This window comes from Streptacidiphilus sp. PAMC 29251 (assembly GCF_054208735.2).
This window is the reverse complement of sequence record NZ_CM135725.2, coordinates 4,205,627-4,221,565: the sequence shown is the minus strand read 5'-3', so window position 1 is coordinate 4,221,565 and position 15,939 is coordinate 4,205,627. Positions and strand designations below refer to the sequence as shown.

The window sequence follows — 15,939 nt, the reverse complement described above, 5'->3', positions numbered from 1 at the left end:
GAAGTCCCAATCCACAACCCAAAGGAAAGTGAGCGTGACTGTATCCCCCGTAACGGACCAGCCACAATCTCCTGAGAGATCTATCCGTCTTTGGGTGGATAAGAGTAATTGGCCACGGATGTCCTAGGCGCTGAGCCGGTCCGCGCCCGGTCGGGCCTGTCCCGGCGGGTTCGCCAGGGCGGCTGCGATCCGGGTGATCACGGTCCGGTGGACCGGTAGGGCGATATGTCCGGTGCCTGCCACCAGGACGTTCTCCGCCCAGAGGTCGGGGTGCCGCAGCTCGCCGCGGCCCGGCGGCAGGATCAGCGGGTCGTGGTCGCCGCGGAACGCCAGGAACCGGGTACGGCAGCCCGGCGCGGGGGCGCGCAGCTCCTCGATCACGCTGCTGCCCGGCACCAGCTGGTCGGCGATCGGCAGCGGGTGCAGCAGGTGCGCGCTGAGCGTCCCCCCGTGCGGCGTGGCGAGCGTGGCCACGGTGTGGACGAGCGCGTCGCCGCCGAGCAGTTGCACGTAGTAGCGGGCGATCAGCCCGCCGAGGCTGTGTCCGACCACGGCCACCCGCTCGCCGCCGTAGACCTCGCTGGTGTGCTGCACATGCCGGCCGAGGAGTTCGGCGGCGCTGCGGACGTCGACGGTGAGCAGGTTGTAGTTCAGCCCGTGGACGTGCTCCCAGCCGTCGGCGTTGAGCGAGCGGCGCATCCTGGTGAACACGGCCTGGTTGTCGAACAGCCCGTGCAGCAGCAGGACCGGGCGGTGGGTCTCGTGGGCGCACCGGGCGGCGGGCAGCGGCCAGGGCTCGCCGGGGATCCCGGTCGGATAGCGGAGGAGGTGCTCGGCGAGTGCGGCGGTCTCCTGGGTGACGGCTCGTACGGTCGTCGCTGCGCGACGGAACAGACTGCTCACGCGGGCCTCCGCTGTGATTCTCCCCCCGGTGCGGACGGCGAAACGGTCGGCAGGTCGCCGTGGTGCCGACAACGCGGTGCCGGGAAAGGGGGCTAACGTTCGTTAACATCGGCGGCATCTCAGAGGAGGCAGCGATGGGCGAGTCCGGACCTATCCGTGTGGTCGTGGCCAAGCCGGGTCTCGACGGCCACGACCGCGGCGCGAAGGTGATCGCCCGTGCCCTGCGCGACGCGGGCATGGAGGTCGTCTACACCGGGCTGCACCAGACGCCCGAGCAGATCGTGGACACCGCCGTCCAGGAGGACGCCGACGGCATCGGCCTGTCCATCCTCTCCGGCGCGCACATGACGCTCTGCGGCAAGGTGGTGCAGCTGCTCAAGGAGCGGGACGCGGCCGACATCACCGTGTTCTGCGGCGGCATCATCCCCGACGACGACATCCCGCTGCTGAAGGAGCTGGGCATCGACGGCGTGTTCACCCCGGGGGCGACCACCGGGGACATCGTCGCCTGGGTCCAGAGCCACCTCCGCGACTCCGCCACCGCCTGACCTGCGGCGGCCTACCCCGCGAGCTCCGCGAGCATCGTGGCGCGGAGTCGGAGCGTGGCGGCGAGCCGGGTGAACATCTCGGCCCAGGCCGAGCCCGCGTCCTCGGCCAGGGCGTCCAGCTCGGCCGCCGCCGACGGGGCCAGCGCCCGTTCCGCCACCCCCAGCACCCCGCTGTGGCTCCACGGGTAGCCGCCGCCCTCGGCGACCCGGGCCAGCGCCCGCAGCACCGCGCTGCCCAGCGGCTCCGGCCAGGGCGCCGGGCAGGCGACCAGCAGCTGGAACGCCTCGCCCAGGCTGTGCGAGTCCAGGCTGTGCCGGTCCAGGTGGGACGCCGTCCAGTCGGCCCGCTCGCGCGGGGGCAGCACGCCGAGCAGCTTGGCCGCGCCGCCGCCCGCGGGCCCGGTGGCGGGGGTATGCGCGAGCAGCGCCCGGGCCCAGCCGGCGTCGTTCTGCCGGACCGCGGCCCGGGACCAGGCCTCGCGCAGCTCCGCCGCCCAGGTGTCGGAGACCGGCAGCGCCAGCACCTCGGCCGGGCGGCCGAACTCCGCCTGCCAGGTATCCAGCGGGGTCGCCGCCAGGATCTCGCCCAGCCAGAACGCCCGGTCGGCCCGTCCGGTGGGGGAGGACGGCGGTATCCCGTCCCGCAGCATCGCGGCGTCGCAGGCGGTCGGCGGATGCACGGTCAGCCGGGGGCCGTCCGCGGTGGCGGCGAGCCGGACCGCGGCGCGGGCGCGCTCGGCCATCCGCAGCGCCAGCGCCGAGCCCGGCAGGGTGGAGAGCAGCTCCGCCGCGGTCAGCCTGACGTTCTTGGAGCGGTCGCTGAGGACGGTCTCCAGGAAGGGCTCGTCCTCGGCCGAGAGCCGCTCCTGGAGGGCGTCGAGGAACAGCAGCCGGTCCTCGGCCCGCTCCTTGGCCCAGGAGGTCCGCAGCAGCTCCCGTGCGGCGGGGGGGTCGCGGCGGCGCAGCCGGGTGAGCTGGGTGACCCGCTCCGCGAACAGGCCCTCCTGCCAGATCCGCTCGTCCGCCGGGGCGGTGTCGCCGGGCAGCGGGGTGCGCAGCACATAGCGCCAGTCCGGGTTGCGCTCGGCCAGCCAGCGGCCCAGCGGCCCGGCCAGCAGCACCGCGTCGGTGCGCAGCTCGCTGCGGGCGCGGGCGGCGTCCAGCAGCGGCGGGACCAGCGCGGCCGGCGCGCGGTAGCCGTGCCCGGCGGCGGCGGTGAGGTACTGCGGCAGCAGCTCGCTGATGTTGGCGAGGCTGCCGGAGCCCTGCGACGAGGCGTCAGGCCCCGGCAGCAGCAGGCCGAGCCGCTGGGCCGCGGGCTCCGGCAGGGACGGCCTGGGGTCCGCCGGGGCCTCGGCCGGTGCCGCCGCCGCGGCCGGCCCCGGACGCAGCCCCGAGCGCCGCTGGACGGCCTGCAGCGCGGCCCGGTCCAGCAGGTCCACCGCGGTGGCGGGCGGGCGCCGGTCGGTGCCGAGCAGGGCGGTGCTGACCAGCTCCGGCCAGGCGGTGCCGGTCTGCTGAAGGTTCGTCATGCCGCTACTCCCAGCGTGCGGATCCTGGGTCCGTCCGGGTACCAGGCGGTGACCGGGGCGAAGCCGCGGTGGCCGCACTCGCCGAACAGGGTGATCGGCCGGCCGCCGGAGACCGCGGCCAGCCGCCACAGCGCGGCGTCCGGGGTGCCGCGCCGGTCGACGGGTATCGCGGTCGACAGCGGGCCCGAGCGGTCGGCCAGCTCCCAGCCGTGCGCGGTGGGGGTGGGCACCACCTGGTGCAGCGCCACCGGCCAGGACTCCAGCCAGGGGTCGTCGGCCAGGGCGCGGCCGTAGGCGTCCAGCGCGGCGTCCAGGGTGAGCCCGGCCGGGACCGCCGCGGCGGGCGGCGGCGGGGCGGGGACGCCGTAGCGGGCGCCGAGCACCGCGCGCAGCGGGCGGGCGCCGGGGTGGAAGGCCAGCTCGGCGTCCAGCAGCAGTCCGGTGGGCAGCGCCAGCTCCGGGGCGAGTCCTGGACGGCCGAAGGACAGCAGCAGGGCGTCCTGGCCGGTCTCGCCGCCGCGCAGCCAGATCCGGCGGGTGGTGACCCGTTCGTCGGCGCTGTCGCGGCTGCCGAGGACCAGCCAGCGGTCCCGGACCCGGGGCCCGCGCAGCAGCTCGGCGGCGTCCACGGTGAAGCCGACCCGGGCCCGTACGGTCGCGGCCAGCGGCCCGGGCAGGGCGTCCACCCGCCGGTAGCCGGTGGCGAGCAGGTGCAGCAGCCCGTACTCCTCCAGCAGCCGGGACGGCCAGCCGGGGCCGGAGGACGGCACCGCGCCCAGCTCGCGGGCCCGGGAGGCCAATCCGGGCGCCTGGGCGTCGACCATCCGGGCCGCGACGTCGGCCCAGCCCGCGTAGCCCTGGGCCGGGGCGTCGGCCAGCCCGCCGCGCAGCTGATCGGCCAGCCGCGCCTCCAGCTCGGAGGCGCCGGCCGCGACCCGCGCCGCCCGGCGCTCGCGCCGCCGCTCGGCGGCCAGCAGGGACGCCTGGTCGGGAACGGCCGAGGCGGCGTCGGACTCCCGCGCCGCCCGCTGCTCGGCCCGGTGGCGGCGTCCCTTCAGCCAGTCGGCGGCCCAGTCCGGGGCAGCGGCTGCACCCGCATTGACCTCGACGGCGCCCGCCTCGACCGCGCCGGCCTCGACCGCGCCCGCCGACCAGCGCAGCAGCAGGGCGAGGGCGTGCTTGCACGGGAACTTGTGGCTCGGGCAGCTGCACTGGTAGGCGGGCCCGGTGAGGTCCACCACGACCCGGTACGGGGTGCTCCCGCTGCCCCTGCACTCGCCCCAGACGGCGGCCGAGGCCGTGGCTGTGTCGCAGCCGGTGCCCGACCAGGGCGCGGGCGTGGAGAGTTTGGTCGCCGCCTTGCGCGAGGGCGCGTCGGGGGCGAGTGAGAGAACATGCTCCGGTGTCCAGCGATCCTCCATGGCAACGACGGTAGACGGCACCACTGACAATCCGGCTGCCCGAAGAAAACCCCAGGTGGGGACGGGTCCTGTCGGATTGTCAGTGGCTGGGTGCAGAGTGGTGGGCAACCCGGACGCCCTTTGAGGAGAGCCTTCATGCCCGCTGCCTCGGAAGCCCTTCGCCCGCACGCCGAGACCGCCTATGCCGACGAGCTCGCCGCGCTCTCCGCCGCCGACGACCGTCCGCGCCCGGCGCGCTGGCTGCTGTCCCCCTGGGCCGTCGCCACCTACCTGCTGGGCGGGGTGCTGCCGGACGGGACGGTGATCTCGCCCAAGTACGTCGGCCCGCGCCGGATCGTCGAGGTGGCGGTGACCACCCTGGCCACCGACCGGGCGCTGCTGCTGCTCGGCGTCCCCGGCACCGCCAAGACGTGGGTGTCCGAGCACCTCGCCGCCGCCGTCAGCGGCGACTCCACGCTGCTGGTCCAGGGCACCGCGGGGACGCCCGAGGAGGCGATCCGCTACGGCTGGAACTACGCCAGGCTGCTCGCCGAGGGCCCCAGCCGGGACGCGCTGGTGCCCAGCCCGGTGATGCGGGCGATGGCCGAGGGGATGACCGCCCGGGTGGAGGAACTGACCCGGATACCGGCCGACGTCCAGGACAGCCTGATCACCATCCTCTCCGAGAAGACCCTGCCGATCCCCGAGCTGGGGGAGGAGGTCCAGGCGGTGCGCGGCTTCAATCTGATCGCCACCGCCAACGACCGCGATCGGGGCGTCAATGAGCTGTCCAGCGCGCTGCGGCGGCGGTTCAACACGGTGGTGCTGCCGCTGCCCGCCTCGCTGGAGGAGGAGGTGGGCATCGTCGCCCGCCGGGTCGGCGAGCTGGGCCGCTCGCTGGAGCTGCCCGCCGTCCCCAGCGGCTCGGCCGAGATCCGACGGGTCGTCACCGTGTTCCGGGAACTGCGGGACGGGGTCACCGCCGACGGCCGGACCAAGGTCAAGTCGCCCTCGGGCAGCCTCTCCACCGCCGAGGCGATCTCGGTGGTGACCAGCGGGCTGGCGCTGGCCGCGCACTTCGGCGACGGGGTGCTGCGCCCGGCCGACATCGCCTCGGGCCTGCTCGGCGCGGTGGTCCGCGACCCGGCCGCCGACCGGCTGGTCTGGCAGGAGTATCTGGAGAGCGTGGTGCGCGAGCGCGACGACTGGAAGGACTTCTACCGCAGCTGCCGTGACGCGGACGCCCGCTGAACCGGTCCGTCGAACTCGTGGAGGGGGTGTGATGGAACGTCAGACACCGCAGCAGACGCCGGCGGTCGTGCTGCTGGGGGTGCGGCACCACGGGCCGGGATCGGCCCGGGCGGTGGCCGCCGCGCTGGAGCAGTACCGGCCCGACGTGGTGCTGATCGAGGGCCCGGCCGAGGCCGATCCGCTGCTGGGCCTGGCGGCCGGCAAGGAGATGGTGCCGCCGGTCGCGCTGCTGGCCCATGTCATGGACAACCCGGCGCAGGCGGCGTTCTGGCCGTTCGCCGCGTTCTCACCGGAGTGGGTGGCGCTGCGGCACGCGCTGGACCGGGGGATCCCGGTGCACTTCATCGACCTCCCGGCGGCGCACACCTTCGCGCTGGTCGAGCCGACCGAGGAGGCGCAGCGGGCCCCGCTGGACCCGATCGCCGAGCTGGCCCGACTGGCCGGCCACGAGGATCCGGAGCAGTGGTGGGACGACGCGGTGGAGCACCGGCTCCCGGAGGGGGGCGGGGACGCGCTGGCGCCGTTCCGCGCCATCGCCGAGGCGATGACGGCGCTGCGGCCTGCTGAGGGGACCGGGGCGACCGGGGAGCGACGCTCGGACCTGCTGCGGGAGGCGTTCATGCGGCGGCAGTTGCGGGCCGCCGGGCGGGCCGGTCACCGCCGGGTGGCTGTGGTCTGCGGCGCCTGGCACGTCCCCGCGCTGGCCGCCAAGGTGCCGGTGGCGGCGGACAACGCGCTGCTCAAGGGGCTGCCCAAGGTCAAGGTCAAGCTGACCTGGGTGCCCTGGACGCATCGCCGGCTGGCGCAGCACACCGGCTACGGCGCGGGCATCGCCTCGCCCGGCTGGTACCAGCATCTGTTCGGTTCTCCGGAGCAGACCGTGGTCCGCTGGATGACCAGGGTCGCCGCGCTGCTGCGGGAGGAGGACCACCCGGTCTCCTCCGCGCATGTGATCGAGGCGGTCCGGCTGGCCGAGACCCTGGCCGCGATGCGCGGCCGTCCGCTGCCGGGCCTGGCCGAGGCCACCGACGCGGTGCGGGCGGTGATGTGCGAGGGCTCGGACGTCCCGCTGGCCCTGGTCGAGGACCGGATGGTGGTCGGCGACTGCCTGGGCGAGGTCCCGGACGAGGCGCCCGCGGTGCCGCTGCAGCGGGACCTGACCCGGCTTCAGCGAAGCCTGCGGCTGAAGCCGGAACCGGTCGAACGTGAACTCGACCTCGACCTGCGCGAGGACACCGGCGCCGCCCGCAGCCGGCTGCTGCACCGGCTCGCGCTGCTGGGCATCCACTGGGGCCGCGCCGCGGCCTCCCGCACCGGGAACACCGGGACCTTCCGGGAGAGCTGGCTGCTGCGCTGGGAGCCCGAGCTGGCGGTGGCCATCGCCGAGGCGGGTATCTGGGGCACCACCGTCGAAGCCGCCGCCACAGCCAGGGCCCGGGACCGGGCCGCGCACGCGGGCTCGCTGGCGGAGGTCACCGGTCTCGCCGAGGTCTGCCTGCTGGCCGGTCTCGCCGAGGCGCTGCCCACGGTGCTCCAGGCGCTGGCCGACCGCGCCGCGCTGGACGCCGACGTGGCGCATCTGGCCGAGGCGCTGCCCGCGCTGGTCCGCTCGCTCCGCTACGGCGATGTCCGCGGCACCGACGCCAGGGCCCTGCGGGAGCTGGCCGAGGGGCTCGCGGTGCGGATCTGCATCGGCCTCCCGGCCGCCTGCGCCGGCCTCGACGCCGAGGGGGCCGGCGCGATGGCCGCCCACTTGGGCGCCACCCACACCGCGGTGGCGCTCCTGCGCGCCGAGGGGGGTGCGGACGCAGGCGCGGAGGTCGCCTCCGGCGGGGGTGCGGTCGCGCCTTCCGGCGCGGAGGCTGCCTCGGGCACGGGCTCTGCTGAGCCCCAGTCCGTTGCGCCCGAGCGGTCCGCGGCTGGGCGCGCCGCGTTGGGGGAGCGGTGGGTGGGGACGTTGCGGGTGCTGGCCGGGCGGGACACAGTGCCGGGGTTGCTGCGCGGACGCGCCGTGCGGTTGTTGCTGGATGACGGGGTGTGGGACGGGCTGGAGGCCGCTCGGCAGATGGGGCTGGCGCTGTCACCGGTGACGCCGCCGGCGGAGGCCGCCGGGTGGATCGAGGGCTTCCTGGCCGGCGGCGGCATGCTGCTGGTCCATGACACCCAGCTGCTCGGGCTCGTCGACAACTGGCTCGGCTCGGTCCCGGAGGAGGCCTTCCCCGATGTGCTGCCGCTGCTGCGCCGCACCTTCTCCAACTTCGAGGCCGGCGTACGCCGCACCATCGGCGAGCGGATCCGCAGCGGCGCGGCGGAGCCCGCGTCGGCCCGGGCCTCGGACCGTCCCGGCTTCGCCGACACCCTCGACCAGGACCGCGCCGCCGCCGCCCGCGCCACCGCGGCCCTGCTGCTGGGCATCGACCCGGAAGAAGAACTGACGGAGGTTCAGCGATGACCGCTCTCCCCGCGAATCTCCCCGATCTCCCCGAAGAAGCGCGGCTGCGCCGCTGGCGGCTGGTGCTCGGCGGCGAGGCCGACGGCACCGGCTGCAAACTCGCCGGCCGCGACGCCGCGATGGACCGCGCGCTCTCCGCCCTCTACCGGGGCGACACCGGCGGCGCCGTCGACCGCGGCGCCCCGCGACAGGCGGGCCTCGGCGGCTCCGCGCCGCAGGTCGCCCGCTGGCTCGGCGACATCCGCGAGTACTTCCCCACCAGCGTGGTGCAGCTGATGCAGCAGGACGCCATCGAACGGCTCGGCCTGGCCCAGCTGCTGATGGAGCCGGAGATGCTGGCGGCGGTCGAGCCGGACGTGCACCTGGTGGGGACGCTGATCTCGCTGGGCCGCGCGCTGCCGGAGACCACCAGGGAGACCGCCCGCGCGGTGGTCCGCAAGGTGGTCACCGACCTGGAGCGCCGGATCGCCACCCGGACCCGCTCGGTGGTCGGCGGCGCGCTGGACCGCAGCGCCCGGGTCAACCGGCCCCGGCACCGGGACATCGACTGGAACCGCACCATCCGCGCCAACCTCAAGAACTACATCGAGCCGACCGGGGAGCGCGCCCACGGCAGCGTCGTCCCGGAGCGGCTGATCGGCTACGCCCGGGCCCAGAACGCGGTGCGGAAGGAGGTCATCCTCTGTATCGACCAGTCCGGGTCGATGGCCGCCTCGGTGGTCCACGCCTCGGTCTTCGGCGCGGTGCTCGCTTCGATGCACTCGCTGAGCACCCGTCTGGTGGTCTTCGACACCTCGGTGGTGGACCTCACCGAACAGCTGACCGATCCGGTCGACGTGCTGTTCGGGGTCCAACTCGGCGGCGGCACCGACATCAACCGCGCGCTGGCCTACTGCCAGTCCAGGATCACCCGCCCCGCCGACACCGTCGTGGTGCTGATCAGCGACCTCTACGAGGGCGGCATCCGGGACGAGATGCTCAAACGGGTGGCCGCGATGAAGGCCTCCGGGGTGCAGTTCATCGCCCTGCTCGCGCTCTCCGACGACGGCGCGCCCTCCTACGACCGCTCGCACGCGGCGGCGCTGGCCGCGCTCGGCGCGCCCGCCTTCGCCTGCACCCCCGACCTCTTCCCGGAGGTGATGGCCGCCGCGATCCAGAAGCTCCCGCTGCCGGTTCCCGACCAGTCCTGACTCACAGCGGCAGCTTCACTCAAAGAGGCAGCTTCAGCGCGGCCCAGACCGTCTTGCCGCTGCACCCAGGCCGGGGCACCGCGCCCCAGGCCGTGGCGAAGGTGTCGATCAGCAGGATGCCGCGGCCGTGCTCGTCCTCGTCCTCGGCCCGTTCCAGCTGCGGCAGGTCACGCCGGTCCTCGTCGTCGACCTCCAGGAAGAGCACGCCGCGCGCGCTCCAGAGCCGGCAGTGCACCCGGCTGCTGCGGGTGTGCGTGACCGCGTTGCAGACCAGCTCGGACATGCAGAGCTCGGCGTCGGCGAGGGTGTCGCCGGACAGCCGCCACATGGCCGCGGTGATCCGGACGAAGCGCCGGGCGGTCGCGACCGACTCGGGCGCAGCCGGGAAGGTGGCCGCGGCCTGGCGGTCCATCGCCCAGGTGCTGCGGGCACTGCCGAGCTCGGCCCGGCCCGGTTCGGGAGGCGCCTCCGGCTCCGGCTCGGGATCCGGAGGGGTCTGAACGCGATGGCGTGCGCTGTGCATCGAGCATCCGCTTCTGGGGGCAGTCGTACGAAGCAGGGTCTCCACTGGCTCCGCGCGCGGCGTCGCTACGGTCTGTGTGTTCACCGTTACTCAAGAAACACTCCCCGAGTAAGGTTGCAGAAGCAACTTCCTTGGCGGGATTCGCCTTATCGGGGCGCAATTTTCCGAAGTGAGGGGAGTGGCGCGCTCCCCCTGGGACGATCGCGGTCCGACCCGGCGACGCGCCCGCTGTGACGGTTATCACCGGGCTCAGCCAGGCTCACGGTGAAACACGCACGTCGTACGGGGATAACCTGCGAGACGGACATGCCTGCCCGTCCGACCGCCAGGCCGTGTGCTCCCCGTAGCGGGGCGAGAGGCTGGACGCGAGATTCCCCCGGGGCTCCGCGTACCGACTGCCACGACGGCCACAGCGGCGAGCTTTCGGGCGGCACGCTGGGAAGATAGGGGTGGCCGGCCCTTCTGTGACCGACCACTTCGAAGTCGCGATCACAAGGACGGACGCGCGTGGACCTGTTCGAATACCAGGCGAGGGACATCTTCGCCAAGCACGGTGTACCGGTGCTGGGCGGTGCAGTCATCGAAAGCGCTGAAGAGGCGCGGGCGATCGCTGAGGAATGGGGCGGCCGAGCGGTCGTCAAGGCGCAGGTCAAGGTCGGTGGCCGCGGTAAGGCCGGCGGCGTGAAGCTGGCCTCCGACCCGGACGACGCGGTGGCCAAGGCCGGTCAGATCCTGGGCATGGACATCAAGGGCCACACGGTCCACAAGGTGATGCTCGCCCAGACGGCCGACATCAGGGACGAGTACTACGTCTCGTTCCTGCTGGACCGCACCAACCGCACCTTCCTGGCCATGGCCTCAGTCGAGGGCGGCGTGGAGATCGAGGTCGTCGCGGTCGAGAACCCCGAGGCGCTGGCCAAGGTCGCGGTGGACGCCAACGAGGGCGTGACCGACGCCAAGGCCCGTGAGATCGTCGCGGCGGCCAAGTTCCCGGCCGACGTCGCCGACCAGATCGCCGAGGTCCTGAAGAGCCTGTGGAAGGTCTTCATCGCCGAGGACGCCCTGCTGGTCGAGGTGAACCCGCTGGTCAAGACGGGTGACGGCAAGATCGTCGCGCTGGACGGCAAGGTCTCCCTGGACGAGAACGCCGACTTCCGCCAGCCCGAGCACGAGGCGCTGGTGGACCACGCCGCCGCCAACCCGCTGGAGGCCGCGGCCAAGGCCAAGAACCTCAACTACGTCAAGCTCGACGGCGAGGTCGGCATCATCGGCAACGGCGCGGGTCTCGTGATGAGCACCCTCGACGTGGTCGCCTACGCCGGCGAGAAGCACGGCAACGTGAAGCCGGCCAACTTCCTCGACATCGGCGGCGGCGCGTCCGCCGAGGTGATGGCGAACGGCCTGGGCATCATCCTGGGCGACCCGGACGTCAAGTCCGTGTTCGTCAACGTGTTCGGCGGCATCACCGCCTGTGACGAGGTCGCCAACGGCATCGTGCAGGCGCTGGAGCTGCTCGCGGCCAGTGGCGAGGCCGTCACCAAGCCGCTGGTCGTCCGCCTGGACGGCAACAACGCGGAGCTGGGTCGCAAGATCCTGTCTGACGCCAACCACCCGCTGGTGCAGCGTGTGGACACCATGGACGAAGCGGCCGACAAGGCCGCCGAGCTGGCTGCGAAGTAAGGGACGAGGACTCCACAACCATGGCTATCTTCCTCACCAAGGAAAGCAAGGTCATCGTCCAGGGGATGACCGGTGCCACCGGCTTGAAGCACACCCGCCTCATGCTGGCTGACGGCACCAACATCGTCGGCGGTGTCAACCCGCGCAAGGCCGGCACCAGCGTCGACTTCGACGGCACCGAGGTCCCGGTGTTCGGCACCGTGGCCGAGGCCATCAAGGCGACCGGCGCCGACGTCTCGGTCATCTTCGTGCCGCCGGCCTTCGCCAAGGCCGCCGTGGTCGAGGCGATCGACGCCGAGATCCCGCTGGCCGTCGTGATCACCGAGGGCATCGCGGTGCACGACTCCGCGTCGTTCTGGGCGTACGCGGGCGAGAAGGGCAACAAGACCAGGATCATCGGTCCGAACTGCCCCGGCCTGATCACCCCCGGCCAGTCCAACGCCGGCATCATCCCGGGCGACATCACCAAGCCCGGCCGGATCGGCCTGGTGTCCAAGTCGGGCACGCTGACCTACCAGATGATGTACGAGCTGCGCGACATCGGCTTCTCGTCCGCCGTCGGCATCGGTGGCGACCCGATCATCGGCACCACGCACATCGACGCCCTGCAGGCGTTCCAGGACGACCCCGACACCGACCTGATCGTGATGATCGGCGAGATCGGCGGCGACGCCGAGGAGCGTGCGGCGGCGTACATCGCCGAGCACATCACCAAGCCGGTCGTCGGCTACGTGGCCGGGTTCACCGCGCCCGAGGGCAAGACCATGGGCCACGCCGGCGCCATCGTCTCCGGCTCCTCCGGCACGGCCCAGGGCAAGAAGGAGGCCCTTGAGGCCGCCGGGGTCAAGGTCGGCAAGACGCCGTCCGAGACCGCCCGCCTGGCGCGCGAGCTGATCCTCAAGTAGGACCACAGCACGGCGGAGCCGCCCCGCACTGGAGGGTTCAGTGCGGGGCGGCTCCGTGCTGTCCGGGTCAGCAGAACGGGCTGGTCAGCGCGCAGGTTCTGGGGCTCGGGCGGGGTCGCCGGAGGGCACGGCCAGCAGGGACGGGGTCGCGACCCGGGCGACCGGGTGGGCGGGCGCGGTGGCAGGGAAGCGGAACAGGTTCAGAGGCAGTGCGGGCGCCCGCATCCGGTCCGCATCCGCCGAACTCCGCGCCACGGCAGCGGTCGGCACGGGCGTGCTGACCGGCGCCGTCTTGGCGCCCGGTCCCGTCTTGGCGGCCGTCACCGGTCCGGCCGGGAGGACGAACGCCGGCGGCGCCGCGCGGTGGCCGAAGGTGATGAAGGCGGGGGTCGGCGGGTGCCAGGGGGTGCCCAGCGCCAGACCGGCGATGACGCCGCCCGCGACCGCGGCGACGGCCAGGCCGGCCGCGGCGTTCACCCCGCCCTCGTGCAGTCTGGCCCGGCGCTGCAGCTGGTTCGACGGCAGCGCCCCGTCCGGCGCCGGGCAGCCGCGCACCGCCAGGCCGCGCAGCAGCGGGCCCAGGCGTCGGGCGAAGCCGGGCTTCCGGGCGTCGGCGCCGGCCGCCTTGGGGGCCTGCCTGGCGATCCCCAGCCGGGCCCTGACCACCCTCCCGTAGGCCGCGGGGGTGCTGGACTCCACCTCCTGGGCGACCTGCTCCCAGCTGAGGCCCAGCGCGTCGTGCAGCACCAGCGCCCGGCGCTGGGCCTTGGGCAGCCGCAGCAGCGCGGCCAGCAGCAGCTGGTCCGCTGCGCCGAGGCCGTTGCCGGGGTCCGCACGGCGCAGCCTGGGGTGGTGCCAGGGCGAGAGCGCCAGTTCGAACGCGGTGGCCCGGACCCAGCCCTCGGGGGAGGGGTCCGCCCCGACCGTGTCCCAGTTGCTCCAGGCCAGCTGGAAGGCCCGGTCGGCGCAGCGTTCCGCGCGCCGCCGGTGCCCGGTGAGTAGGAAGGTCTGCTGGGCCACGCGTGTGTAGGAGTCCTGGTGCAGCGCCTCGAAGACGGCAGGGGCAGGAGCCTGCGCCGAGGTCTCCACCGACCCGATAAGTGACATATACGAATTGTTTTCCCGAAGAGTGACAACTGCCATGTCGGTGGGCATAACGGGTGGTTTCTCGGCGCATGGTGGGGCATGGCGTTCTTGATGGAGCGGTTGCGCCCGGTGGCGGCGCGGCAGCGGGCCCTTGCCTCCGGGGTCGAGCTGGCGGCGCTCAGGGGCGGCCTGATCGGCGGGGCGGTGGCGGCCGGCCTGGGCCTGGCCCTGGTGGCGCTGCCGATACTGCTGCTGTGGATCGTCACCCCGTACGTGGTGGCGGGCCCCGGCGGGGTGGTGCACCTCGCCGCCTGCGTCTGGCTGCTGGCCCACGGGGCGGATCTGGTCCGCCCGGCCACCTACGGCTCTCCGGGCTACGGCGGCCCGGGGGTGCCGCTCGCGGTGACGCCGCTGCTGGTCAGCGTGCTGGCGCTGCTGCCGCTGTACCGGGCCGGGGTCCGGGCCGGCTCACCGCAGCCGCCCTCCGACCAGGACCAGGACCAGGACGCGGACGAGGACGACGGCCAGGACGAGGCGGAACCGGATTCCGAGCCGCACGCCTGGTCCGCCCTGCTCGGCCTCGGGGCCGGCTATCTGCTGGTCGCCGCCGTCGCCGTGGCCGCCGCCACGGCGGGGCCGATCGGCCTGGCCGCCCCGCTCGCCGCCTTCGGCCGGGTCGCCCTGGTCGCACTGCCGGTCGCCGCGCTGGGGGTACGGATGGGGACCGGCCCCGGCGGGTACCCGGTCCCCAGCGTTCCCAGAATCCCCGGCGTCCCCAGGGGCGCCCTCGGTGAGTGGTGGGGCCGACTGTCGAGCCGACTGCCGAAGGTCTCCATCGCCGTCCCCGCCTTGCCGGACCGCACCCGGGCCCCCGGCGGCGCCGCGGTGGCCCTGCGGGCCGCCCTGGGCGGTGGCGCGGCGCTGCTGGGTGTGGGCGGCCTGGTCCTGCTGGCCGCCCTGCTGACGCACTTCGGCGCGGCCGGGACGATGGCCGCGCAGACCGCCCCGGACCTGGCCGGACGGCTGGCGCTGCTGCTGCTCTGCGCGGTGGTGCTGCCCAATGCCGCGGTCTGGGGCGCCGCCTACGCGACCGGTCCTGGCTTTGCCCTCGGCGGCTGGCTCGGCCCGCTGGGCACCGGCGCCGGCACCGCGGCGGTCGTGAACGTACCTGCGTTTCCGCTGCTCACGGCCCTGCCCGGGCCTGGTCGGACGGTGCTGGGGCTGCTCACCCTGGCGTTGGCGCCGGCCGCGGGCGCGGTGGCCGCGGTGATCGTCGGCCGAGCGGCCGAGAGCGGCGGACGGAGCTGGGGGCCGATCGCGACGGCCGAGGTCGCCCTCGCCGCCGCGCTGGGGACCGGCCTGCTGGCCGCCCTGTGCGCGGCCGCGTCCGGCGGTGCGCTCGGTACGGCCGCGCTCGCCCAGGTCGGCCCCTCGCCCTGGCGGACCGGGCTGGCCGTGCTGGCCTGGACCGCCGCCACCGGGGTGCCCGGGGCGGTGCTGCTGCGCTGGAGGATCAGTTGTCGCCGCCGAGCTTCCGCAGCCACTGCGGAGGCTCCGGGGTCACGCTGGTGGCGCACTGGCTGTAGACGGATTTGGTGAGCGCGTTCGTCTGGCAGTCGTAGTAGTTCTTGTAGTACAGCTGCACGCCGAAGACGACCGCCACCAGCGAGAGCCCGACCAGGGAGGCGATCAGACCGCCCAGCGCGGCCGGGAGCTGCGGCTTCGCCGCGTAGTAGGGCGGCACCTGGCCCGACTGCAGATAGGCGGGCGGCGGGACCGGACCGGGCTGGCCGACCGGCCCGTGCTGGCCCACCTGGCCACTCTGGCCCACCTGACCGCCTTGCCCGTTCTGGCCCGAGGGCGCCCCGGCCGTCAACGCGGTGACCGGCGTCTTCGCGGTGCCGCGCAGCGAGCTGATCGACCAGTAGAGCGCCAGGGAGGCCAGCGCCAGGGTGATGTCCGGGATGTCCAGGATCAGGAAGAAGATCCCCCACATCCCGCTCAGCAGCGCGTACCTGGCCCGCCGCTGCACCGGGTCGCTGGGGTCGAAGCGGGGCTGCGGCGGCAGCGAGGGGCCGTAGCCGAGGTTCGGGGGCTGTGAGCCCTGGTAGCCGGGGCTCCAGGGGTGCGGCGGCGGTACGGTCGGCCGCGGCGGGGGGTTCTGTCCGCCGCCCGCCGGGGCGCCGCCCTGCCCGCTGCCACTCTGTCCGTTGCCGCCCTGTCCGCTGCCGTCCGCCGGGGCGCCGTTCTCCCCGCCCTGGCCGTTGTTCCCGTGCTGGTGGCCGCCCTGCCCGCCCTGGCCGTGCGGCGGCGGGTCCTCGTTGGCCCAGCCGCGCTCGCCGGGGTGCACCGGGTGCTGCCGGGACTGCCAGGGACGGTCGGGTGCGTCCTTGGGTGGCGGGGCGAAGGGGTCGCGCGGGCCCTCGGGAGGTGTGCCGCTGTCCGATTTCTGGACCATGGTCTTCGCCG

At 74.2% G+C, this 15,939-nt stretch carries 13 protein-coding genes; 7 read left to right on the top strand and 6 right to left on the bottom strand.

The features are described from left to right. Positions 1 to 123: 123 nt before the first annotated feature. Positions 124 to 903: an esterase/lipase family protein gene (locus tag ACXKR8_RS19750; RefSeq protein WP_458274223.1), complete on the bottom strand. Its 780-nt coding sequence runs from the start codon at positions 901 to 903 to the stop codon at positions 124 to 126. A gap of 134 nt (positions 904 to 1,037) precedes the next feature. On the opposite strand from ACXKR8_RS19750, the gene ACXKR8_RS19745 reads away from it, so the two are divergent. Next, on the top strand, positions 1,038 to 1,451 hold the full coding sequence (locus ACXKR8_RS19745; protein ID WP_458274222.1) for a cobalamin B12-binding domain-containing protein: 414 nt from the start codon (positions 1,038 to 1,040) through the stop codon (positions 1,449 to 1,451). Between the two features lie 11 nt (positions 1,452 to 1,462). Here ACXKR8_RS19745 and ACXKR8_RS19740 read toward each other — a convergent pair whose 3' ends face one another. Together ACXKR8_RS19740 and ACXKR8_RS19735 are read right to left on the bottom strand one after the other, a co-directional pair. Continuing rightward, positions 1,463 to 2,983: a DUF5691 domain-containing protein gene (locus ACXKR8_RS19740; RefSeq protein ID WP_458274221.1), complete on the bottom strand. Its 1,521-nt coding sequence runs from the start codon at positions 2,981 to 2,983 to the stop codon at positions 1,463 to 1,465. Further along, positions 2,980 to 4,404 carry an SWIM zinc finger family protein gene (locus ACXKR8_RS19735; protein WP_458274220.1) on the bottom strand — a complete coding sequence of 475 codons (1,425 nt, stop codon included), beginning with the start codon at positions 4,402 to 4,404 and terminating at the stop codon, positions 2,980 to 2,982. The genes ACXKR8_RS19740 and ACXKR8_RS19735 overlap by 4 nt, the downstream gene beginning before the upstream one ends. 135 nt (positions 4,405 to 4,539) lie before the next feature. On the opposite strand from ACXKR8_RS19735, the gene ACXKR8_RS19730 reads away from it, so the two are divergent. Genes ACXKR8_RS19730 through ACXKR8_RS19720 form a run of 3 tightly spaced genes read left to right on the top strand, consistent with a single transcriptional unit; the run spans position 4,540 to position 9,276 of the window. Then, a complete protein-coding gene (locus ACXKR8_RS19730) occupies positions 4,540 to 5,634 on the top strand; it encodes an ATP-binding protein (protein ID WP_458274219.1) in 1,095 nt (364 codons plus the stop codon). Positions 5,635 to 5,665: 31 nt separating this feature from the next. Then, positions 5,666 to 8,086: a DUF5682 family protein gene (locus tag ACXKR8_RS19725; protein ID WP_458274218.1), complete on the top strand. Its 2,421-nt coding sequence runs from the start codon at positions 5,666 to 5,668 to the stop codon at positions 8,084 to 8,086. Next, complete coding sequence (locus tag ACXKR8_RS19720) at positions 8,083 to 9,276, top strand: VWA domain-containing protein (RefSeq protein ID WP_458274217.1); 1,194 nt, start codon at positions 8,083 to 8,085, stop codon at positions 9,274 to 9,276. Before ACXKR8_RS19725 ends, ACXKR8_RS19720 begins: the two co-directional genes overlap by 4 nt. A 19-nt stretch (positions 9,277 to 9,295) precedes the next feature. Here ACXKR8_RS19720 and ACXKR8_RS19715 read toward each other — a convergent pair whose 3' ends face one another. Next, positions 9,296 to 9,799, bottom strand: coding sequence for an ATP-binding protein (locus ACXKR8_RS19715; RefSeq protein ID WP_458274216.1), 504 nt, complete (start codon positions 9,797 to 9,799; stop codon positions 9,296 to 9,298). A gap of 507 nt (positions 9,800 to 10,306) precedes the next feature. Here ACXKR8_RS19715 and sucC point away from each other — a divergent pair. Together sucC and sucD are read left to right on the top strand one after the other, a co-directional pair. Beyond that, positions 10,307 to 11,479, top strand: a complete 1,173-nt coding sequence (gene sucC / locus ACXKR8_RS19710; RefSeq protein WP_458274215.1) for an ADP-forming succinate--CoA ligase subunit beta — start codon at positions 10,307 to 10,309, stop codon at positions 11,477 to 11,479. Positions 11,480 to 11,499: 20 nt separating this feature from the next. Then, positions 11,500 to 12,384: a succinate--CoA ligase subunit alpha gene (gene sucD, locus ACXKR8_RS19705; protein ID WP_458274214.1), complete on the top strand. Its 885-nt coding sequence runs from the start codon at positions 11,500 to 11,502 to the stop codon at positions 12,382 to 12,384. A gap of 84 nt (positions 12,385 to 12,468) precedes the next feature. On the opposite strand, the gene ACXKR8_RS19700 is transcribed toward sucD, so the two are convergent. Beyond that, on the bottom strand, positions 12,469 to 13,491 hold the full coding sequence (locus tag ACXKR8_RS19700; RefSeq protein WP_462100602.1) for an RNA polymerase sigma factor: 1,023 nt from the start codon (positions 13,489 to 13,491) through the stop codon (positions 12,469 to 12,471). A gap of 78 nt (positions 13,492 to 13,569) precedes the next feature. On the opposite strand from ACXKR8_RS19700, the gene ACXKR8_RS19695 reads away from it, so the two are divergent. Continuing rightward, the gene (locus ACXKR8_RS19695; RefSeq protein ID WP_458274212.1) at positions 13,570 to 15,069 is read left to right on the top strand and encodes a cell division protein PerM; all 1,500 of its coding nucleotides are present in this window, start codon (positions 13,570 to 13,572) and stop codon (positions 15,067 to 15,069) included. Here ACXKR8_RS19695 and ACXKR8_RS19690 read toward each other — a convergent pair. Continuing rightward, positions 14,984 to 15,928, bottom strand: coding sequence for a hypothetical protein (locus ACXKR8_RS19690; protein WP_458274211.1), 945 nt, complete (start codon positions 15,926 to 15,928; stop codon positions 14,984 to 14,986). The two genes, ACXKR8_RS19695 and ACXKR8_RS19690, sit on opposite strands and share 86 nt — an antisense overlap. Between the last annotated feature and the right edge of the window lie 11 nt (positions 15,929 to 15,939).

Excerpts from the sequence above, each read along its gene's own strand:
- ACXKR8_RS19745 (WP_458274222.1), top strand. The coding sequence starts at position 1,038 with ATGGGCGAGTCCGGACCTATCCGTGTGGTCGTGGCCAAGCCGGGTCTC.
- ACXKR8_RS19740 (WP_458274221.1), bottom strand. The coding sequence starts at position 2,983 with ATGACGAACCTTCAGCAGACCGGCACCGCCTGGCCGGAGCTGGTCAGC.
- ACXKR8_RS19735 (WP_458274220.1), bottom strand. The coding sequence starts at position 4,404 with ATGGAGGATCGCTGGACACCGGAGCATGTTCTCTCACTCGCCCCCGAC.
- ACXKR8_RS19730 (WP_458274219.1), top strand. The coding sequence starts at position 4,540 with ATGCCCGCTGCCTCGGAAGCCCTTCGCCCGCACGCCGAGACCGCCTAT.
- ACXKR8_RS19725 (WP_458274218.1), top strand. The coding sequence starts at position 5,666 with ATGGAACGTCAGACACCGCAGCAGACGCCGGCGGTCGTGCTGCTGGGG.
- ACXKR8_RS19720 (WP_458274217.1), top strand. The coding sequence starts at position 8,083 with ATGACCGCTCTCCCCGCGAATCTCCCCGATCTCCCCGAAGAAGCGCGG.
- ACXKR8_RS19715 (WP_458274216.1), bottom strand. The coding sequence starts at position 9,799 with ATGCACAGCGCACGCCATCGCGTTCAGACCCCTCCGGATCCCGAGCCG.
- sucD (WP_458274214.1), top strand. The coding sequence starts at position 11,500 with ATGGCTATCTTCCTCACCAAGGAAAGCAAGGTCATCGTCCAGGGGATG.
- ACXKR8_RS19700 (WP_462100602.1), bottom strand. The coding sequence starts at position 13,491 with ATGTCACTTATCGGGTCGGTGGAGACCTCGGCGCAGGCTCCTGCCCCT.
- ACXKR8_RS19695 (WP_458274212.1), top strand. The coding sequence starts at position 13,570 with ATGGCGTTCTTGATGGAGCGGTTGCGCCCGGTGGCGGCGCGGCAGCGG.
- ACXKR8_RS19690 (WP_458274211.1), bottom strand. The coding sequence starts at position 15,928 with ATGGTCCAGAAATCGGACAGCGGCACACCTCCCGAGGGCCCGCGCGAC.